The following is a 15,430-nucleotide window of genomic DNA, read 5'->3' as shown; positions in this document are numbered from 1 at the left end:
GCCGCATCGATAATTTTTAGCTGGTTCAATGCCGTCAGGCGACGAACTCCAGCGCCTGTCCCTTGAGCTTGCGGCCGGCAGCCTTGATGGTGCCCTTGCCGCCGTTCAGCGCGCCGTCCTTCAGTTCCAGCGCCAGGAGCCGGTGCCGCTCATAGGGGCCAGGCATGGCAAGCGTTCCCGTGCGGTCGGCCGAGAAGCCGAACCGCCCGTAATAGGGCGCGTCGCCGACCAGCAGGATCGCGCCATGGCCGAGCCGCGCGGCCTCGGCGAGCGCATGCCGCATCAGCGCCGAGCCGATGCCGCCGCTCTTCAGTCCCGGTTCGACCGCGAGCGGACCGAGCAGCAACGCCGGACCGCCCTCGCCCAGCCTCACATCCCACAGCCGCACCGTGCCGACGACCGCGCCCGAGCGATCGCGGGCGACAAAGGCCAGGCCTTCCGAGGGCCGGCGGCCGCGCCGCAGCTTCTCGGACGACTTTGTCTTGCGCTTCGGCCCCATGGCGCGGTCGAGCAGCTTTTCGCGCGCCACGACGTCGCCCACGCCTTCGCCAACGATAACGAAGGCCGGCGCCTGGACGGCCCCCTCGTCCGGCGCGCCGCGCGAGCCAGCCTGTGCCCAAAGGGCCAGGCAGGGCGCCAGCGCTGCCGCGGAGCCATTCTCCCCTGCGGAGAAAAGCTCAGCCGACGGTCCGGACGAGGGGGCAATTTCAGTGGCCGCAAAGGCCGATTTGATCAGGTATTCCATGTCCGCGATCCTTCACGAGCGGAGATCTGTTTCCACAAGCGAACCCAGGTGGGCGACAGGCGCCCACCGGGTCGATCTGATCGGTCCTTGCGAACCGGTCAGATCACGTAGGATCGGAGGGGCTCGAAGCCGTTGAACGCGACCGCCGAATAGGTGGTCGTGTAGGCCCCGGTGCCTTCGATCAGCACCTCGTCGCCGATGGTCAGCGACAAAGGCAGCGGATAAGGCGTCTTCTCATACATCACGTCGGCCGAATCGCAGGTCGGGCCGGCGAGCACGCAAGGCGCGGTCTCGGAGCCGTCATGCCGGGTGACCAGCGGATAGCGGATCGCCTCGTCCATGGTCTCGGCGAGACCGCCGAACTTGCCGATGTCGAGGAACACCCAGCGCACATTGTCGTTGTCGGCCTTCTTCGAGATCAGCACGACTTCCGACTTGATGACGCCGGCATTGCCGACCATGCCGCGGCCGGGCTCGATGATCGTCTCGGGCAGCGCGTTGCCGAAATGCTTGCGCAGCGCCGAGAAGATCGCCTGGCCATAGGCCTGCGCCACCGGCACGTCCTTCAGGTAACGGGTCGGGAAGCCGCCGCCCATGTTGACCATCTTCAAGACGATGCCTTCGTCGGCCAGCGTCGCGAACACCTTCTTTGCGTCGCCCAGCGCGCGGTCCCAGGCCGTCAGATCCGTCTGCTGCGAGCCGACATGGAACGACACGCCATAGGCGTCGAGGCCGAGGCCCTTGGCATGGCGCAGCACGTCGACGGCCATCGCAGGCACGCAGCCGAACTTGCGCGACAGCGGCCACTCGGCGCCTTCGCCGTCGGTCAGCACGCGGCAGAAGACGCGCGCGCCAGGGGCGACGCGGGCGATCTTTTCGACCTCCTCGACGCAGTCGACCGCGAACAGGCGGATGCCGAGCTGGTAGGCGCGTGCGATATCACGCTCCTTCTTGATGGTGTTGCCGAAGGAAATGCGGTCCGCGGGCGCGCCGGCGTCCATCGCCATCTCGACTTCGGCAACCGATGCGGTGTCGAAGGACGAGCCCATCGCAGCAAGCAGGCGCAGGATCTCCGGCGCCGGGTTTGCTTTCACCGCATAGTAGATCTTGGAATCGGGCAACGCCTTCTCGAAGGCGCGAAAATTGTCGCGCACGACATCAAGGTCGACGACGAGGCAGGGGCCGTTCGGACGTCGGGTGGCGAGGAAGTCAAGGATGCGCTGGGTAGCCATCGGGGTTCTCTCCATAAACGCCTTTCGGCGCGCAATAAGGCTGCGGGACGCGGGCTGTCGGCCTCGCGAACACGCGGTGGACAAAGGCGGGACGGAAAATTCATGGAACCAGCCGGTGGAGACCCCGGAACCATGAAATGCCGTCTCGCGGCGATGAACCTTGGCCTTGCCCGGCCTCGATTCGCTTTGTCTGCCTTGGCTTGGATGGGAGACCCGTCCGCACTGCCGGCAATGAAGGTGTGCCTCTTTAGTAACCCCGGTCTTTGGACAACCGGAAGAGAACCAGAAAGGCCCGCACCGTCGTTGCTTCAAGGTGTCCTCGGTCTTGTGGTTGGCCACTGACCGACTGGAGGGGTTGGCTCCAGTTACCTTACCGATTGCCCTCACCATTCGAGGATCGGCGGACACCCACAGGCACGTGCGACTTTGGGCAAGCGCGATATAGGAGCGAAGGGTTTCACAATCAATAAAAATCGTATGCTCAGGTTGTAAAATTTCTGGCATCGAACAATGTGTGTCGGACCGTATACGGAAATCGAACGATGCCAGGAACTCAAGGGCCGCTTCACGCCTTCCTCGATCTGCGCCAAATGCCTGTGGCGAATGCGGAATTTGGCCCGCTCGCCGGCCTGCGCCTGGCCGTCAAGGATATCTATGACGTTGCCGGCTATCGCACCGGCTGCGGCAACCCGCAACGGTTCGCGGAGGCGCACGCCGCCTCGCGCACGGCGGCAGCGGTGCAGACGATCCTCGACGCCGGCGCGCGATTCGTCGGCAAGACGCAAACCGACGAGCTGGCATTCTCGCTGTTCGGCCAGAATTCGCATTTCTCGTTTCCGGTCAATCCCGCGGCGCCCGAGCGCGTCACCGGCGGCTCCTCCTCCGGCTCGGCATCCGCGGTCGCCGGCGGGTTGGCGGACATCGCCACCGGCTCCGACACCGGCGGCTCGATCCGCGCGCCGGCGAGCTTCTGCGGACTGATCGGACTGCGCACCACCCATGGCCGCATCACGCTCGACGGCGCGATGAAGCTGGCATCGAGCTTCGACACCTTCGGCTGGTTCGCCGACGACATCGAGACCTATGCGGCGGTCGGCAAGCTTTTGCTTGGCCGCGATCCGCACCAGCACCCTCTCAACCGCCCGTTGTCGATCCGCTGGCTGGATGCCTTCGTCGCCGGTCCGGCGGAAGCCGCGGAATATGCGCGCATGAAGGCGTTGGCCGCCACCGTTATTGGCCCGCCGGCGGAGACCGAATACGCCTTCGCCTCGTCCCCCGACGAGCTCTACTGGTGCTTTCGCCGCCTGCAGGCCTTCGAGGGCTGGCGCGAGCATGGCGCCTGGATCTTGTCCGGCGGCCGCCTCGGCCCCGGCGTTGAGGAACGCTTCGGCTTCGGCCGCACCATCGATGCCGGAACCGTCGCCGCCGAAGCCGCGCGCCGCTTGGCGTTCCGGGCCGAGTTCGGGGCGCTGCTCGGCAACAACGGCTTCCTCGTTCTGCCCACCGTCCCCGGCGCGGCACCGCTCGCTTCGAGCACACCGGAACAGTTCCAGGCCTACCGCGAAAGGGCGCTGCACCTGCTGTGCCTCTCCGGTCTTTCAGGTTTCCCGCAGATCACCTTGCCGATCGGCTCCGTCGACGGCGCGCCCTTCGGCCTTTCGCTGCTTGGCCCTTCCGGCAGCGACCTTGCCCTGATACGGCTCGGCCGCAGGATTCTCGACGCGGCACGAAAGGTCTGACCATGGACACATTGACCCGCATGCGTGCCTTCATCGACGTGGTCGAGGCGGAAGGCTTTTCGGCTGCGGCGCGCAAGATCGGCCGCTCCAAGGCGCTGTTGTCGAAATATGTGCGCGAGCTGGAGGACGAGCTCGGCGCGCTGCTGCTCAACCGCACCACGCGCCAGTTCTCGCTGACCGAAGCCGGCCACACCTATTATCAGCGCGCCTCGGAAATCGTGCGCGAGGTCGACAGCCTCGCCGAGACCGTGCGCCAGTCTTCCGGCGACGTCCGCGGCAGGATCAAGCTGTCGGCCGCCCGCACCTTCGCCGACGCGCCGATCGGTCAGTCGCTGGTCGACTTCGCCAGGCAGCATCCAGACATCGTGCTCGACATCCATCTCGACGACCGCTTCGTCGACCTGGTCGAGGAAGGTTTCGACCTTGCCGTGCGCATCTCGCGGCTGGAGAGCTCCTCGCTGATCGCCAGGCGGCTGGCACCGTTCTCGGTCAGGCTTTGCGCGTCACCGGAGCTGATCGCCAAGCATGGCGCGCCGACACGTCCGCAGGATCTGGCCAACATGCCCTGCATCGTCGACACCAACGGCCGCTCGCTCGCCAACTGGCGCTTCAAGGGTGAAGGCGAAGAGTCCATGAGCGTCGCAGTCTCGGGCCCGATCGAGGTCAACAGCCCGATCGTGGCAAGAGCCGCCGCGCTCTCCGGCCTCGGCTTTGCCATGCTGCCGGATTTCATCGCCGCCCCCGACGTCGCGTCCGGCAAGCTGGTCAGCGCGCTCGACGATCGTATCCTGGCGGGCACCGGCATCTTCGCCGTCTACCCGCACCGCCGCTATTTGCCGGCCAAGGTGCGCGTCTTCGTCGATTTCCTGGTGCACTGGTTCAAGACGCGCGACACCGTCTGATGCGGGCCGCCCGGGTATGCAGTGGCATGCGTCAAAACTTACGTGAGGCGCGCGTCCCAATTTCGCCCGCTTTGTGTTAACCCTCGGGCTCACTCCCGAAGTCAATGGAATCGCGGCCCGGAATGCATCTGAAACGGCAAGCAATCATGCTGGCTTCGGCCCTTGCGGCCACGTTTGCCGCCGTCGAGCCGGCCGAGGTGCATCCGCATGTCTTCGCCGAAGCCCGCCTCGACGTCATCCTCAGCCAGGATCAACAAAGTGTGACGGCGCTGCGCCACCTTTGGCGCTTCGATGACCTGTTTTCGAGTACAGTGATGATGGAGTTCGACAAGAACTCCGATCTGAAACTTGACGACAAAGAGCTCAAGGAGGTGGCCGACACCGTCCATTCCTCGCTGGCCGAGTTCAACTACTTCCAGCTCGTCACCCAGGACGGCAAGGACGTGGCCATGGTCCCGCCGCCGCATCTGATGGCGAACTTCGACAACGACCAGCTGATCATCCTGTTCGAGTCGCAGCCGAAGACGCCGATCAAGCTGACCGGCAAGATCGACATCGGCGTCTACGATCCGACCTTCTATACGGCGATCGACTTCACCGACGACGCCAACCTCACCGTCGAAGGCCTGCCCTCGACCTGCACCAAGAAGGTCATCCGTCCCGATCCGGACGAGGCGATCAAGGAAAACCAGAAGACCCTGACGGACGCGTTCTTCAACGATCCGACAGGCACCAACATGAGCAAGATCTTCGCCACCAAGCTCGAGTTGAACTGCTCGCCGGAAGGATAATTTGGTGATGAAACCGTCGCTGCGCGCAAGCAGGTTCCGCAAAAGTGTCCCACGGTTTTGCGACCGGAACCTGCGACAAGCAAGGGAATCTAGGCGGATATTCGTGGGGCATCCCACGAATATCCGCCTGGTGCTCGGCCTGTTGGCCACCACCCTGGTGATCACTCATTTGCCTGTCGTCGCGCATGCGCAAAGCTCGCTCGGCATCGGCACCAATGACGGCATGGCGCCGACCACCACGGGCCCGTTCGCCCACATCCTGATGTGGATCAATCTGCGCCAGCAGGAATTCTACCATTCGCTGGCCGCCGCCATGAAGGCGATGCGCCAGGACGGCAGCAAGCTGTGGCTTTTGATTGGCCTCTCCTTCGCCTACGGCATCTTCCACGCTGCCGGCCCCGGCCACGGCAAGGCGGTGATCTCCTCCTACATGGTCGCCAACGAAGTGGCGCTCAGGCGCGGCATCATGCTCTCCTTCGTCTCGGCGCTGCTGCAGGGCCTGACGGCGATCGTCGTCATGATGCTTGCCTATTTCGTGCTGCGCGGCACCGCGATCTCGATGACCGACGCGGCATGGTTCCTCGAAATCTCGAGCTACGTGCTGGTCACGCTGTTCGGCGCCTGGCTTTTGTGGCGCAAGCTCGGTCCGTCGATCCTGCGCCTGTTTGGCAGAACCCCCGCCTACAGCCTGTCGGCCGCCCATGCCGGCCATTCGCATGGCGGACATTCTCATGCCGGACATGCCCACGCTCACGCCCATTCTCATGCAGGCCATTCCCACGCGCATGCGCACGCCGCGCATTCCCATGCCCCGCACGTGCATGACGATCATGATCACGATCATCATGACCATTCGCACGCGCACGGTCATGATCATGGCGCGCATGACCACCACCATCACGCAGCACATGACCACGGTCACCACGACCACGGCCCGGGCGAAGTCTGCGAGACCTGCGGCCATTCGCATGCGCCGGACCCGGCACTGCTTTCGGGCGACCGCTTCGACTGGCGCACGGCCTGGTCGGCGGTGGCCGCCGTCGGCATCCGCCCCTGCTCCGGCGCGCTGATCGTGCTGAGCTTCGCGCTGCTCAACGGACTGTGGGTAGGCGGGCTGCTGTCGGTGCTGGCAATGTCGATCGGCACCGCGATCACCGTCTCGGCATTGGCGACGATCGCCGTGACGGCCAAGAACTGGGCCGTCTATTTCGCTGGCGACGGGCGCATCGGCAACCGCATCCACTCGATCATCGAGATCGGCGGCGCGGCCTTCATCTTCCTGGTCGGTCTGCTGCTGCTCTCGGCCGGCCTGGCGGGCGGTGTCTGACCGCCGAATTTTCGCCACCCAAACGCTGAATAGCCCCTACGCTACCTTTCCGCCCAGCTCATCATCGATATGAGCCTGGATGATCTCGTCGAAGCTGCTTTCGGCGGCAAAGCCGAGTTCCCTCGCCCGCTTGGCCTCGAACCGGGTCGGCCAGCCTTTGACGATCGCCCAGATCGTCTCGTCGGGCTGCTCGCGTATTCGCTTCGCAACCTCGGCGCCGGCGATGCGCTGCAGCGCCTCGATCTGCTCGCCGACAGTGACGGCGACGCCAGGCATTGTGACGTTGCGGCGTGGGCCGACCGCTTGACCGTCGATCTCTGCCGCGTGGACCAGGAAATTGACCGCCGAGCGCGGGCTGGCATGGGTGTGCAGCACCGAGCGCGGCACCGGCAGGATCGCCTCCTGGCCCGCGAGCGGCTCGCGGATGATGCCGGAGAAGAAGCTTGACGCCGCCTTGTTGGGTTTGCCGGGACGCACGCAGATCGTCGGCAGCCGGATGCCGATGCCGTCGAAGAAGCCCCGCCGCGTATAATCGGCAAGCAGCGCTTCGCTCATCTGCTTCTGCGTGCCGTATGAGGTGAGCGGCGTCGGATGGAATTCATCCGGAATGATGTCCGGAAACGGCGCGCCGAACACGGCGATCGACGAGGTGAAGACAAGGCGCGGCGCAAACGCCGCCAGCCGCACTGCATCGAACAGCGCACGCGTGCCGTCCAGATTGACGCGGTAGCCGAGATCGAAATTGGCTTCCGCCTCGCCCGACACGATGCCGGCCAGATGAAAGATCACATCCGGGCGGGAGGCTACGAGTGAGGCCATGGCGCCGGGTGTCGAAAGGTCGCCGGTGTGAACCGAGACATCGACGCCCGCGAGCGCCGGCGCCGGCGGCGCCATGATGTCATGCAGATCGAGCGCCGCTATCCTACGCCCGCGCAGGATGCCATCCTTGGCCAGCCGAGCAATCAGCTTGCGACCGACCATGCCGGCGGCACCCGTGATCAGGATTCTCATCTTCAGAGGCCTTTCTTGCGCTGGCTGCGTCCGCGCAGCCACAGGACGACGAACAGCCCAACCATGAAGATCACGGCGATGATGGCGGCAAGGATCGTCGATATCTTGCCCGCGGCCAGCATGATGGTCGGCAGGAAATAAGCGGCTATACCGAACAGGAGCAGTATCACGGCCGCGGCGATCGCCGCGTTGCGAGTGTCACGATCCATCAGCAGGCATTCCTCGTTTCGAGGCCGTTCGGCTTCATCGTCGCGGCGCGATCAGTGATAGTGCCGGCGATCGCGCGGCGCATCATGCGTGTGGTCATGATCATGATGGTGGTCGTGCTCGTCATGGCTGTCCGCGCATTGGCCGAATTCGGGCTCGACCGTGGCATGCTCGATGCCATGCTTGACCGCAAGCCGTTTCTTGATGGCGCTCACCGCCACATGCGCATCGACGCCGTCAGTCAGGCAAGCATGCAGCGTGGCCATGTTGGAGGTGCCATCGAGCGACCAGACATGCATGTGATGCACCTCGCGCACGCCCTTGACCGCGCCTTCCAGGTCCTTGGCGATCAGGTCGCGGTCGAGGCTTGCCGGCACGCCTTCGAGCAGGACATGCGCGGCCTCGCGCATCAGCGACCATGCCGTCGTCAGGATGAGCAGCGATACGAGCACCGACAGGATCGGATCGATCGGCGTCCACCCTGTCGCCAGGATGACGACGGCAGCGGCGATGGCCGCGGCGGAGCCCAGCAGGTCGCCCAGCACATGCAATATCGCGCCGCGCATATTGAGGCTCTCGCGGTCGCCGCCGTGCAGCACGAAGAAGGAAGCGATGTTGACCAGCAGACCGGCCACCGCCACCACCAGCATTGGCCCGCCGAGCACGGGCGCGGGTGCCATCAGCCGTCCCCAGGCTTCGTAGACGATCCAGAGCGCGATGACGAAGATGGCGATGCCGTTGGTGTAGGCGACCAGCGTCTTCACCCGGCCGAAACCATAGGTGAGACGGCCGGTGGCCGGGCGTCCGGCGAGATGGAAGGCATACCAGGCAAGTCCGAGCGCGATCGCGTCGGCAAGCATGTGGCCAGCATCGGCGACCAGCGCCAGCGATCCGGTCAGCCAGCCGCCCAGCGCCTCGGCGACCATGAAGCCGGCTGTCAGGCAGGCCGCGATCAGCACCCGCTTCATGTCGGTCGAGCCATGCACATGGCCCACACCATGGCTGTGGCTAGGACCATGCTCCGCGTGATCATGCGCCATCGCGAAAACTCCTGTTACGCGCCAAAGTCGGCGCGGAAGTCCTCAAGCCGCCGCTTCTGGCCGCCTTCGCCATCGAAATTCGCTGGATCGAGCCAAGCCTCATAGGCTTTGCGCAATGCTGGCCATTCCTTGTCGATGATCGAATACCATGCCGTATCGCGGTTTTCGCCCTTTACCACGAGATGCTGGCGGAAAATGCCTTCGAATCTGAAGCCGAAGCGCTCCGCGGCGCGCTTCGAGGGCTCGTTGCGGTTGTTGCATTTCCACTCGTAGCGGCGGTAGCCGAGATCGTCGAAGAGATATTTCGCGAACAGGAACTGCGCCTCGGTCGCTGCCGGCTTGCGCGAAATCAGCGGACCCCAATAGATGTTGCCGATTTCGCCGACGCCGTTGCTGGCGTCGATGCGCATCAGCGTCTGGCGCCCGGCAATCTTGCCGCTGGCCTTGTCGATGACGGTGAAGAACAGCGGATCCTCGCTCGCTTCGGCTTTGTCCAGCCACGGCTGGAAGGCGGCGCGGGTCTCGGGCGGATAGTCGGGCAGCCAGGCGAAACGTCCGCCGACATCCGAAACCGACGAGGCCTCGTAGAGGCCGTCGCCGTGCTTTGCGGCGCTCAGCGGCTCGAGCCTGACGGTACGCCCCTCGATCGCCTTGCGTTCCGGCCGCGGGCGCGGCTGCCAATTCTTCAGATCTTCCGACACCGGCCACTCCAATCCGTTTGACTTTTATCAGCGGACGGTCACAAAAACGCTCGCTCACAGAAAGAACCACAGGAACGGGAAAAATGCTCCACACGATCGCGGCCTTCGACCGGCTCGGCGAGGAAAACGCCTTCGCGGTGCTGGCACGGGCCACCGCGCTTGCCCATCAGGGTCGCGATATCATCAACCTCGGCATCGGCCAGCCCGACTTCAAGACCCCGCAGCACATCGTCGAGGCGGCGATCAAGGCGCTGCGCGACGGCCACCATGGCTACACGCCGGCCAACGGCCTGCTCGCCACCCGCGAGGCGGTCGTGCGCCGCACGCTGGCCACCGCCGGCGTCGAGGTGTCGCCCGAGAATGTGATGATCCTGCCGGGTGGCAAGCCGACGATGTTCGCCGCGATCCTGATGTTCGGCGAGCCGGGCGCGGAGATCCTTTATCCCGATCCCGGCTTTCCGATCTATCGCTCGATGATCGAGTTCACCGGCGCCGCTCCGATCCCCGTGCCGATCCGCGAGGAGAACGGCTTTGCCTTCTCGGCCGACGAGACGCTGGCGCTGATCACGCCGAAGACAAGGCTCCTGATCCTCAATTCGCCCGCCAATCCGACCGGCGGCGTCACCCCGCGGGCCGAGATCGAGAAGCTGGTCAAGGGGCTGGAGAAGCACCCCCAGGTCGCCATCATGTCCGACGAGATCTACGACGTCATGACCTATGACGGCGAGACCCACTGCTCGCTGCTCAATTTCCCCGAGATCCGCGACCGGCTGATCGTGCTCAACGGCTGGTCGAAGACCTGGGCGATGACCGGCTGGCGCATGGGCTGGTCGATCTGGCCGAACGGCGAAAAGGGCGCCCATCTCTACGATAAGGTGCGCAAGCTGGCGGTGAACTGCTGGTCCTGCGTCAACGCGCCGAGCCAATTTGCCGGCATTGCGGCGATCGACGGCCCGCAGGATGACGTCGAGAAGATGATGCGTGCCTTCGACAACCGCCGCAAGATCGTGGTCGAGGGGCTGAACGCGCTTCCCGGCATTTCCTGCATCACGCCGAAGGGCGCCTTCTATGCCTTCCCCAATGTGTCGAAGACCGGCTGGAAAGCGAAGAAGCTGGCCTCGGCGCTGCTCGAGGATGCCGGCGTGGCGCTGATCGGCGGCCCCGATTTCGGTGTGCTCGGCGAAGGCTATATCCGGCTTTCCTACGCCAATTCCGAGGAGAACATTTTACGCGCGCTGGAACGGATCGAAGCGTTTTTGAAAAAGTAGCGCTTCAGCCGCGCCCGACGAACGGCATCTTCGTCGCCATCACGGTCATGAACAGCACGTTGGCATCGAGCGGCAGGCTCGCCATGTGAAGCACGGCGTCGGCGACGCGCTGCACATCCATCACCGCTTCGGCCGCGATCGAACCATTGGCCTGCGGCACGCCCACCGTCATCGGCTGCGCCATCTCGGTCAGCGCATTGCCGATGTCGATCTGGCCGCAGGCGATGTCGAAGGGCCGGCCGTCGAGCGCCAGCGTCTTGGTCAGCCCGGTGATCGCGTGCTTGGTCGCCGTATAGGGTACGGAGCCGGGGCGCGGCGCATAGGCTGACACCGAGCCGTTGTTGATGATGCGGCCGCCCATCGGCTTTTGCCGGCGCATGGCGCCGAAGGCAGCGCGCGCGCACAGGAACGAGCCGGTGAGGTTGACGCCGACGACGTCGTTCCAGACCTCGACCGGGATCTCGTCGATCAGCGTCGACTTGTAACCCATGCCGGCATTGTTGAAGAGCAGGTCGACACGGCCGAACGCCTCGAGCACCGTCTCGAACATGTCATCGACTTCCGCGGCCTTGCTGATGTCGCAGGCGACGGCCAATGCCTTGGCTTGCGTCTTCCCCGCCTCGGCGATCGTTTCTTCCAGCACCTTCTTGCGGCGGCCGCAGAACACCGTGTTCCACCCTGCCTTGAGCAGCGTCGTGGCGACGCTCTTGCCGATGCCGGTGCCGGCGCCGGTAACGATGGCGGTCTTCTGTGCTATGGCTGTCATCGCTGTCCTCCCGGTCGTGGATGGAAAGACGTGGCATCGCAAATGCCAGGGATCATGGCAAGCAGCTGTTGGAATAAAGAAAGAGCCAACAAAAAGGGCGGCCATTGGCGACCGCCCCTATCTGAACCGCGCTTGGGAGGAGGATAAGCCGGTCCGACTGGTTAGAATCATGCGCTTGCTGGGTTAACGAAAAGTTAACGGCAATAGCGCGCGCTAACCCTCTTGCCTACCACGGCGAGCTCGGCGAGTTGCCGCCCGGCACCTTCGCCGCCGACACTGTCGCCTCGACGTGATCGACCAGAGCGTCCGGCAGGCCGAGCCGGCCGGCAAGCAGGTCGAGATAGCCGCGTTCGGCGCGCGTGTCGGGATCGATGGTGAGCCGCGAGGCGGTATAGAGCTCCAGCTTCTGCGCATCGGTCTTGGCGCCGGCAACCAGCGTGTCGAGATCGAGCGGGCTCTCGAGCTCTGCCATCAGGAATTTCTCTGCTTCTGCGCCGATGCCGGCGAGCTTGAGCTTGTCGGCGATCTTCTTGCGCTCCTCGTCATCGACATGGCCGTCGGCCTTCGCCGCCGAGATCATTGCCCTGACCAGCGTCAGCGTGAACTCGGCCTCGCCCTGCGGCGCCTGCGAGGGATGGAAGGCGGTGTCCGCCGGCGGCGGCAGCAATTCCGGCTCGCTGGCAGTTGGCGGCTGCGCCGGTTCCTTGCCTGCCTTGTAGTTCTGATAGGCCTTGTAGGCGAGACCGCCGATCGCGGCCAGACCGCCAAGCTTGACGGCCGCGCCCGTCACCTGCCGGCCGGTGCCGGTGCCGAGCAGCACGGCGGCCAAAGCGCCGGCGGCCAGCGGATTGTCCTTCGCCATCTGCACCGCCTGCCCCGCCTTGTCGCGGACAGTCGAGCCGGTCCCAGGGATTTGCGAGCCGAGAAGGTCGTCGAGCAGCTTCTTGGGGTCGAGCATCAATGCCTCCAGAATTGGCCCGGCCGAACGCGCCCGGGCAGGGTTTCGGACCGGCAAGAGGTAGGCTCCGCGCTTCGACATTACAATGACAGCGGACATTTCGCCCGCACCGTGGGCAAGCTCCCCTCATGTGTCGAAACGGTGGAATGCTTCGAGTAGGATCGCGGCCATTTCAGAAAGGAGCGATCGGATGACGAATGCACAAAACCGCCAGCCGGCGCGCGATCCGCAGGATCTCGAGCGTTTGCTGATCGATGGGCAATGGGCCGGCGACATCGAGGGAATGCTGGCACTGTTCGAGCCCGACGCCGTCGTCGACAGCGGTGGTGACGAGCCGGTTCGCGGCCGGCATGCCATCCGCGCGCTCTTCGAGCAAAGCATCGCCTCGGGTCGCAAATTCCAGCGCGGCGAACAGCGCCCCGCCCTCATCAACGGCGATCTGGCGCTGACGTCGACGAGGCTGCCCGACGGCAGCATAACCAGCGAGGTCGCCCGTCGTCAGAGCGATGGAACATGGCTCTGGGCCATCGACCGCTATTCGGTCGCTTTCTAGCTGCCGATATGGCGCTTGCCGCCACGCGCCTGCGCCAGTTCCACCTGACGGTGGCGTTCGGCATAACGCTCTCGATCCGCGTCGGACCGGGTTTCAAAACAATGCGGACATGCGACGCCCGCGGTGAATTTCGGCGACAGCCGGTTCTCGGCCGTCAGCGGATGCCGGCAGGCGCGGCAGAGTTCGGCTTCGCCCTCTGCCAGACCTTGTGAGACCGACACGCGCTCGTCGAACACAAAACATTCGCCTTGCCACAGGCTGTCCTCGGCCGGCACATCCTCCAGATATTTCAGGATGCCGCCCTTGAGATGGAAGACGTTTTTGAGGCCGAGCGACTTCACATAGGCCGTCGCCTTCTCGCAGCGAATGCCGCCGGTGCAGAACATCGCCACCTTGCGGCCTTCAAGGTCTCCGCGGTGCCGCTCGACCCAGGCCGGGAATTCGCGGAAGCTGGTGGTCTTGGGATCGACCGCGCCCTTGAAGGTGCCGAGCGAGACCTCGTAGGCGTTGCGCGTGTCGATGACGACGGTATCGGCGTCCGAGATCAGCATGTTCCAGTCGGCCGGCGCGACATAGGTGCCGGCACTGGTCGCCGGATCGATGTCCTCGACGCCCATGGTGACGATCTCGCGCTTCAACCTCACCTTCATGCGATGGAATGGCATCTCGGCGGCGCCGCTGTATTTGACTTCCAGCCCGGCAAGGCCTTCGATGGCCTGGAGATGATCCATCAGCCCTGCGATTGCTTCCTCGCTGCCGGCAACGGTGCCGTTGATGCCTTCATGCGCCAGAAGCAGCGTGCCCTTGATGCCGCGCCCGCAACAGAAGGCCGCGAGCGGCGCGCGCAGGGCCTCGTATCCGTCGAGCCGGGCAAACTTGTAGAGCGCGGCGACGCGAACGGGCTGAGTTTTTATGGTCGTTGTCATGGCCATGACATAGAGCAATTCCAGGAAAAGTGTGAAACGGTTTTCCGTCCGGAATTGCGCAAACTAAAAGATGGAGCGGTTTGCCGTTTCCGCGAAACGGTGAACCGCTCTAGACCGTGGTGAAAGCGGTTTCAAGGCAGAGTGCTCGGCCGGCAAGCCGTGCGGCATCGCGACAGGCCCGGCTTCGTGGACTCGGCATAGCCGTTCTGCTAATCGGTTGAAATCGATAGAAATGGAGACCAGCACATGACCAGCAAGACCGAAAGGCTCCTGTCGCTTCTCAACGGTCAGCCGGTTATCCCGGTGCTCAAAATCGCCAACGTTGCGGATGCCGTGCCGCTTGCCCGCGCTTTGTCGCGCGGCGGCTTGAGGGCCATCGAGATCACGCTGCGCACGGCCGATGCGCTGGAAGCGATCCGCCGCGTGGCCGGCGAGGTCGAGGATGCGGTCGTCGGCGCCGGCACCATTCTCGATGCCAAGCAATTCGATGAAGCAGCCGCCGCCGGCTCGAAATTCATCGTCAGCCCCGGCATCACCAGCCAGCTTCTCGACGCGGCCAAGGGCAGCCCGGTGCCGCTGCTGCCCGGCGCCATCACGCCCGGCGAAATCATGGCCGCGCGCGAGGCCGGCCTACGCTTCCTGAAATTCTTCCCGGCCGAGCAGTCCGGCGGCATCGCGTCGCTGAAGGCTTTCGCCTCCCCGCTCGCCGACGTGAAGTTCTGCCCGACCGGCGGCATAACGGCCAGGAACGCCGCCGACTATCTCAGCCTGTCCAACGTCATCTGCGTCGGCGGCTCCTGGGTGGCGCCCGACGAGCTCATCAAGACCGGCAAGTGGGACGAGATCGAAGCGTTGGCGCGAGAGGCGAGCAAGCTCGCCAAATAGTTTTAGCTAAGCTCACCAGGGTAGCGGACCGTTCTCGTCGAAGTATCCGCCGGTTGGTCCGCCGGCTCGAATGCCGGCGCCGGCACGATGCCACGGTTGCCGGCTGGTTCCCGCTCATGGATTCGAACCACGATTCACGCCTTCAAAGGGCGCTGTCCTACCATTAGACGAAGCGGGAATGTGCGTGTGGGCTAATGCATGTCGCCCAGAAGTGTGCAGCGGTTCTGGGATAACGACATGCATAAAACAAAACTTAAGGCGCGTCGCTTGAATCCGTTTCAGCGCGACGCGCTTTAATGCATGTCGCCCAGAAGTGTGCAGCGGTTCTGGGACAACGACATGCATCAAAACAAAGACTTAAAGCGCGTCGCTTGAATCC

16 protein-coding genes and 1 tRNA gene are annotated in these 15,430 nt (G+C 64.4%); 7 read left to right on the top strand and 10 right to left on the bottom strand.

Annotation, left to right across the window (positions count from 1 at the left end; translation table 11 throughout):
• Positions 1 to 34: 34 nt before the first annotated feature.
• A complete protein-coding gene (locus RFM98_RS15705; RefSeq protein WP_320309716.1) occupies positions 35 to 745 on the bottom strand; it encodes a GNAT family N-acetyltransferase in 711 nt (236 codons plus the stop codon).
• A gap of 98 nt (positions 746 to 843) precedes the next feature.
• Complete coding sequence (gene odc2, locus RFM98_RS15700; protein ID WP_320309715.1) at positions 844 to 1,977, bottom strand: ornithine/lysine decarboxylase; 1,134 nt, start codon at positions 1,975 to 1,977, stop codon at positions 844 to 846.
• 542 nt (positions 1,978 to 2,519) lie between these two features.
• Here odc2 and RFM98_RS15695 point away from each other — a divergent pair.
• The 4 genes from RFM98_RS15695 (at position 2,520) to RFM98_RS15680 (ending at position 6,736) form a co-directional block, all read left to right on the top strand.
• The gene (locus RFM98_RS15695) at positions 2,520 to 3,716 is read left to right on the top strand and encodes an amidase (protein WP_320309714.1); all 1,197 of its coding nucleotides are present in this window, start codon (positions 2,520 to 2,522) and stop codon (positions 3,714 to 3,716) included.
• A 2-nt stretch (positions 3,717 to 3,718) separates the two neighbouring features.
• Positions 3,719 to 4,618: a LysR family transcriptional regulator gene (locus RFM98_RS15690; protein ID WP_320309713.1), complete on the top strand. Its 900-nt coding sequence runs from the start codon at positions 3,719 to 3,721 to the stop codon at positions 4,616 to 4,618.
• A 122-nt stretch (positions 4,619 to 4,740) separates the two neighbouring features.
• Positions 4,741 to 5,409, top strand: a complete 669-nt coding sequence (locus RFM98_RS15685) for a DUF1007 family protein (protein ID WP_320309712.1) — start codon at positions 4,741 to 4,743, stop codon at positions 5,407 to 5,409.
• 103 nt (positions 5,410 to 5,512) lie between these two features.
• Positions 5,513 to 6,736, top strand: a complete 1,224-nt coding sequence (locus tag RFM98_RS15680; protein ID WP_320309711.1) for a nickel/cobalt transporter — start codon at positions 5,513 to 5,515, stop codon at positions 6,734 to 6,736.
• 36 nt (positions 6,737 to 6,772) lie between these two features.
• Here the strand turns inward: RFM98_RS15680 and denD are convergent, their stop codons facing one another.
• From denD to RFM98_RS15660, 4 genes are read right to left on the bottom strand one after another with little or no spacing between them, the layout of a single operon-like run.
• Complete coding sequence (gene denD, locus RFM98_RS15675) at positions 6,773 to 7,747, bottom strand: D-erythronate dehydrogenase (protein ID WP_320309710.1); 975 nt, start codon at positions 7,745 to 7,747, stop codon at positions 6,773 to 6,775.
• Positions 7,748 to 7,749: 2 nt separating this feature from the next.
• Positions 7,750 to 7,956, bottom strand: coding sequence for a hypothetical protein (locus RFM98_RS15670; protein WP_320309709.1), 207 nt, complete (start codon positions 7,954 to 7,956; stop codon positions 7,750 to 7,752).
• A gap of 51 nt (positions 7,957 to 8,007) precedes the next feature.
• Positions 8,008 to 8,994 carry a cation diffusion facilitator family transporter gene (locus RFM98_RS15665; RefSeq protein WP_320309708.1) on the bottom strand — a complete coding sequence of 329 codons (987 nt, stop codon included), beginning with the start codon at positions 8,992 to 8,994 and terminating at the stop codon, positions 8,008 to 8,010.
• A gap of 14 nt (positions 8,995 to 9,008) precedes the next feature.
• Positions 9,009 to 9,695, bottom strand: coding sequence for a GNAT family N-acetyltransferase (locus tag RFM98_RS15660; RefSeq protein WP_320309707.1), 687 nt, complete (start codon positions 9,693 to 9,695; stop codon positions 9,009 to 9,011).
• An 83-nt stretch (positions 9,696 to 9,778) separates the two neighbouring features.
• Here RFM98_RS15660 and RFM98_RS15655 point away from each other — a divergent pair, with 83 nt between their 5' ends.
• Positions 9,779 to 10,963, top strand: a complete 1,185-nt coding sequence (locus RFM98_RS15655) for a pyridoxal phosphate-dependent aminotransferase (protein WP_320309706.1) — start codon at positions 9,779 to 9,781, stop codon at positions 10,961 to 10,963.
• Positions 10,964 to 10,967: 4 nt separating this feature from the next.
• On the opposite strand, the gene RFM98_RS15650 is transcribed toward RFM98_RS15655, so the two are convergent.
• Both RFM98_RS15650 and RFM98_RS15645 read right to left on the bottom strand, forming a co-directional pair.
• On the bottom strand, positions 10,968 to 11,729 hold the full coding sequence (locus RFM98_RS15650; RefSeq protein WP_320309705.1) for an SDR family oxidoreductase: 762 nt from the start codon (positions 11,727 to 11,729) through the stop codon (positions 10,968 to 10,970).
• A gap of 226 nt (positions 11,730 to 11,955) precedes the next feature.
• Positions 11,956 to 12,687 carry a tellurite resistance TerB family protein gene (locus tag RFM98_RS15645; protein ID WP_320309704.1) on the bottom strand — a complete coding sequence of 244 codons (732 nt, stop codon included), beginning with the start codon at positions 12,685 to 12,687 and terminating at the stop codon, positions 11,956 to 11,958.
• A 190-nt stretch (positions 12,688 to 12,877) separates the two neighbouring features.
• Between RFM98_RS15645 and RFM98_RS15640 the strand changes: the two genes are divergently transcribed.
• The gene (locus RFM98_RS15640) at positions 12,878 to 13,240 is read left to right on the top strand and encodes a YybH family protein (RefSeq protein WP_320309703.1); all 363 of its coding nucleotides are present in this window, start codon (positions 12,878 to 12,880) and stop codon (positions 13,238 to 13,240) included.
• Here the strand turns inward: RFM98_RS15640 and trhO are convergent.
• Positions 13,237 to 14,166 carry an oxygen-dependent tRNA uridine(34) hydroxylase TrhO gene (gene trhO / locus RFM98_RS15635; RefSeq protein ID WP_320309878.1) on the bottom strand — a complete coding sequence of 310 codons (930 nt, stop codon included), beginning with the start codon at positions 14,164 to 14,166 and terminating at the stop codon, positions 13,237 to 13,239. The genes RFM98_RS15640 and trhO overlap by 4 nt on opposite strands.
• A gap of 246 nt (positions 14,167 to 14,412) precedes the next feature.
• Here trhO and RFM98_RS15630 point away from each other — a divergent pair, with 246 nt between their 5' ends.
• Entirely contained in the window at positions 14,413 to 15,051 is a 639-nt protein-coding gene (locus RFM98_RS15630; protein WP_320309702.1) for a 2-dehydro-3-deoxy-phosphogluconate aldolase, read from the top strand.
• A 104-nt stretch (positions 15,052 to 15,155) separates the two neighbouring features.
• On the opposite strand, the gene RFM98_RS15625 is transcribed toward RFM98_RS15630, so the two are convergent.
• Positions 15,156 to 15,229, bottom strand: a tRNA-Gln gene (locus RFM98_RS15625).
• Positions 15,230 to 15,430 lie beyond the last annotated feature (201 nt).

Source organism: Mesorhizobium australafricanum, from assembly GCF_033977265.1.
GTDB classification, from domain to species: Bacteria; Pseudomonadota; Alphaproteobacteria; order Rhizobiales; family Rhizobiaceae; genus Mesorhizobium; species Mesorhizobium australafricanum.
The sequence above is the reverse complement of the archived record's forward strand: the minus strand, read 5'-3'. Positions and strand labels throughout refer to the sequence as shown.

Bases quoted from the DNA above. Each gene is read 5' to 3' on its own strand.
- trhO (WP_320309878.1), bottom strand. From the start codon at position 14,166: ATGACAACGACCATAAAAACTCAGCCCGTTCGCGTCGCCGCGCTCTAC.
- RFM98_RS15685 (WP_320309712.1), top strand. From the start codon at position 4,741: ATGCATCTGAAACGGCAAGCAATCATGCTGGCTTCGGCCCTTGCGGCC.
- RFM98_RS15670 (WP_320309709.1), bottom strand. From the start codon at position 7,956: ATGGATCGTGACACTCGCAACGCGGCGATCGCCGCGGCCGTGATACTG.
- RFM98_RS15645 (WP_320309704.1), bottom strand. From the start codon at position 12,687: ATGCTCGACCCCAAGAAGCTGCTCGACGACCTTCTCGGCTCGCAAATC.
- odc2 (WP_320309715.1), bottom strand. From the start codon at position 1,977: ATGGCTACCCAGCGCATCCTTGACTTCCTCGCCACCCGACGTCCGAAC.
- RFM98_RS15690 (WP_320309713.1), top strand. From the start codon at position 3,719: ATGGACACATTGACCCGCATGCGTGCCTTCATCGACGTGGTCGAGGCG.
- RFM98_RS15655 (WP_320309706.1), top strand. From the start codon at position 9,779: ATGCTCCACACGATCGCGGCCTTCGACCGGCTCGGCGAGGAAAACGCC.
- RFM98_RS15650 (WP_320309705.1), bottom strand. From the start codon at position 11,729: ATGACAGCCATAGCACAGAAGACCGCCATCGTTACCGGCGCCGGCACC.
- denD (WP_320309710.1), bottom strand. From the start codon at position 7,747: ATGAGAATCCTGATCACGGGTGCCGCCGGCATGGTCGGTCGCAAGCTG.
- RFM98_RS15630 (WP_320309702.1), top strand. From the start codon at position 14,413: ATGACCAGCAAGACCGAAAGGCTCCTGTCGCTTCTCAACGGTCAGCCG.
- RFM98_RS15640 (WP_320309703.1), top strand. From the start codon at position 12,878: ATGACGAATGCACAAAACCGCCAGCCGGCGCGCGATCCGCAGGATCTC.
- RFM98_RS15665 (WP_320309708.1), bottom strand. From the start codon at position 8,994: ATGGCGCATGATCACGCGGAGCATGGTCCTAGCCACAGCCATGGTGTG.
- RFM98_RS15705 (WP_320309716.1), bottom strand. From the start codon at position 745: ATGGAATACCTGATCAAATCGGCCTTTGCGGCCACTGAAATTGCCCCC.
- RFM98_RS15695 (WP_320309714.1), top strand. From the start codon at position 2,520: ATGCCAGGAACTCAAGGGCCGCTTCACGCCTTCCTCGATCTGCGCCAA.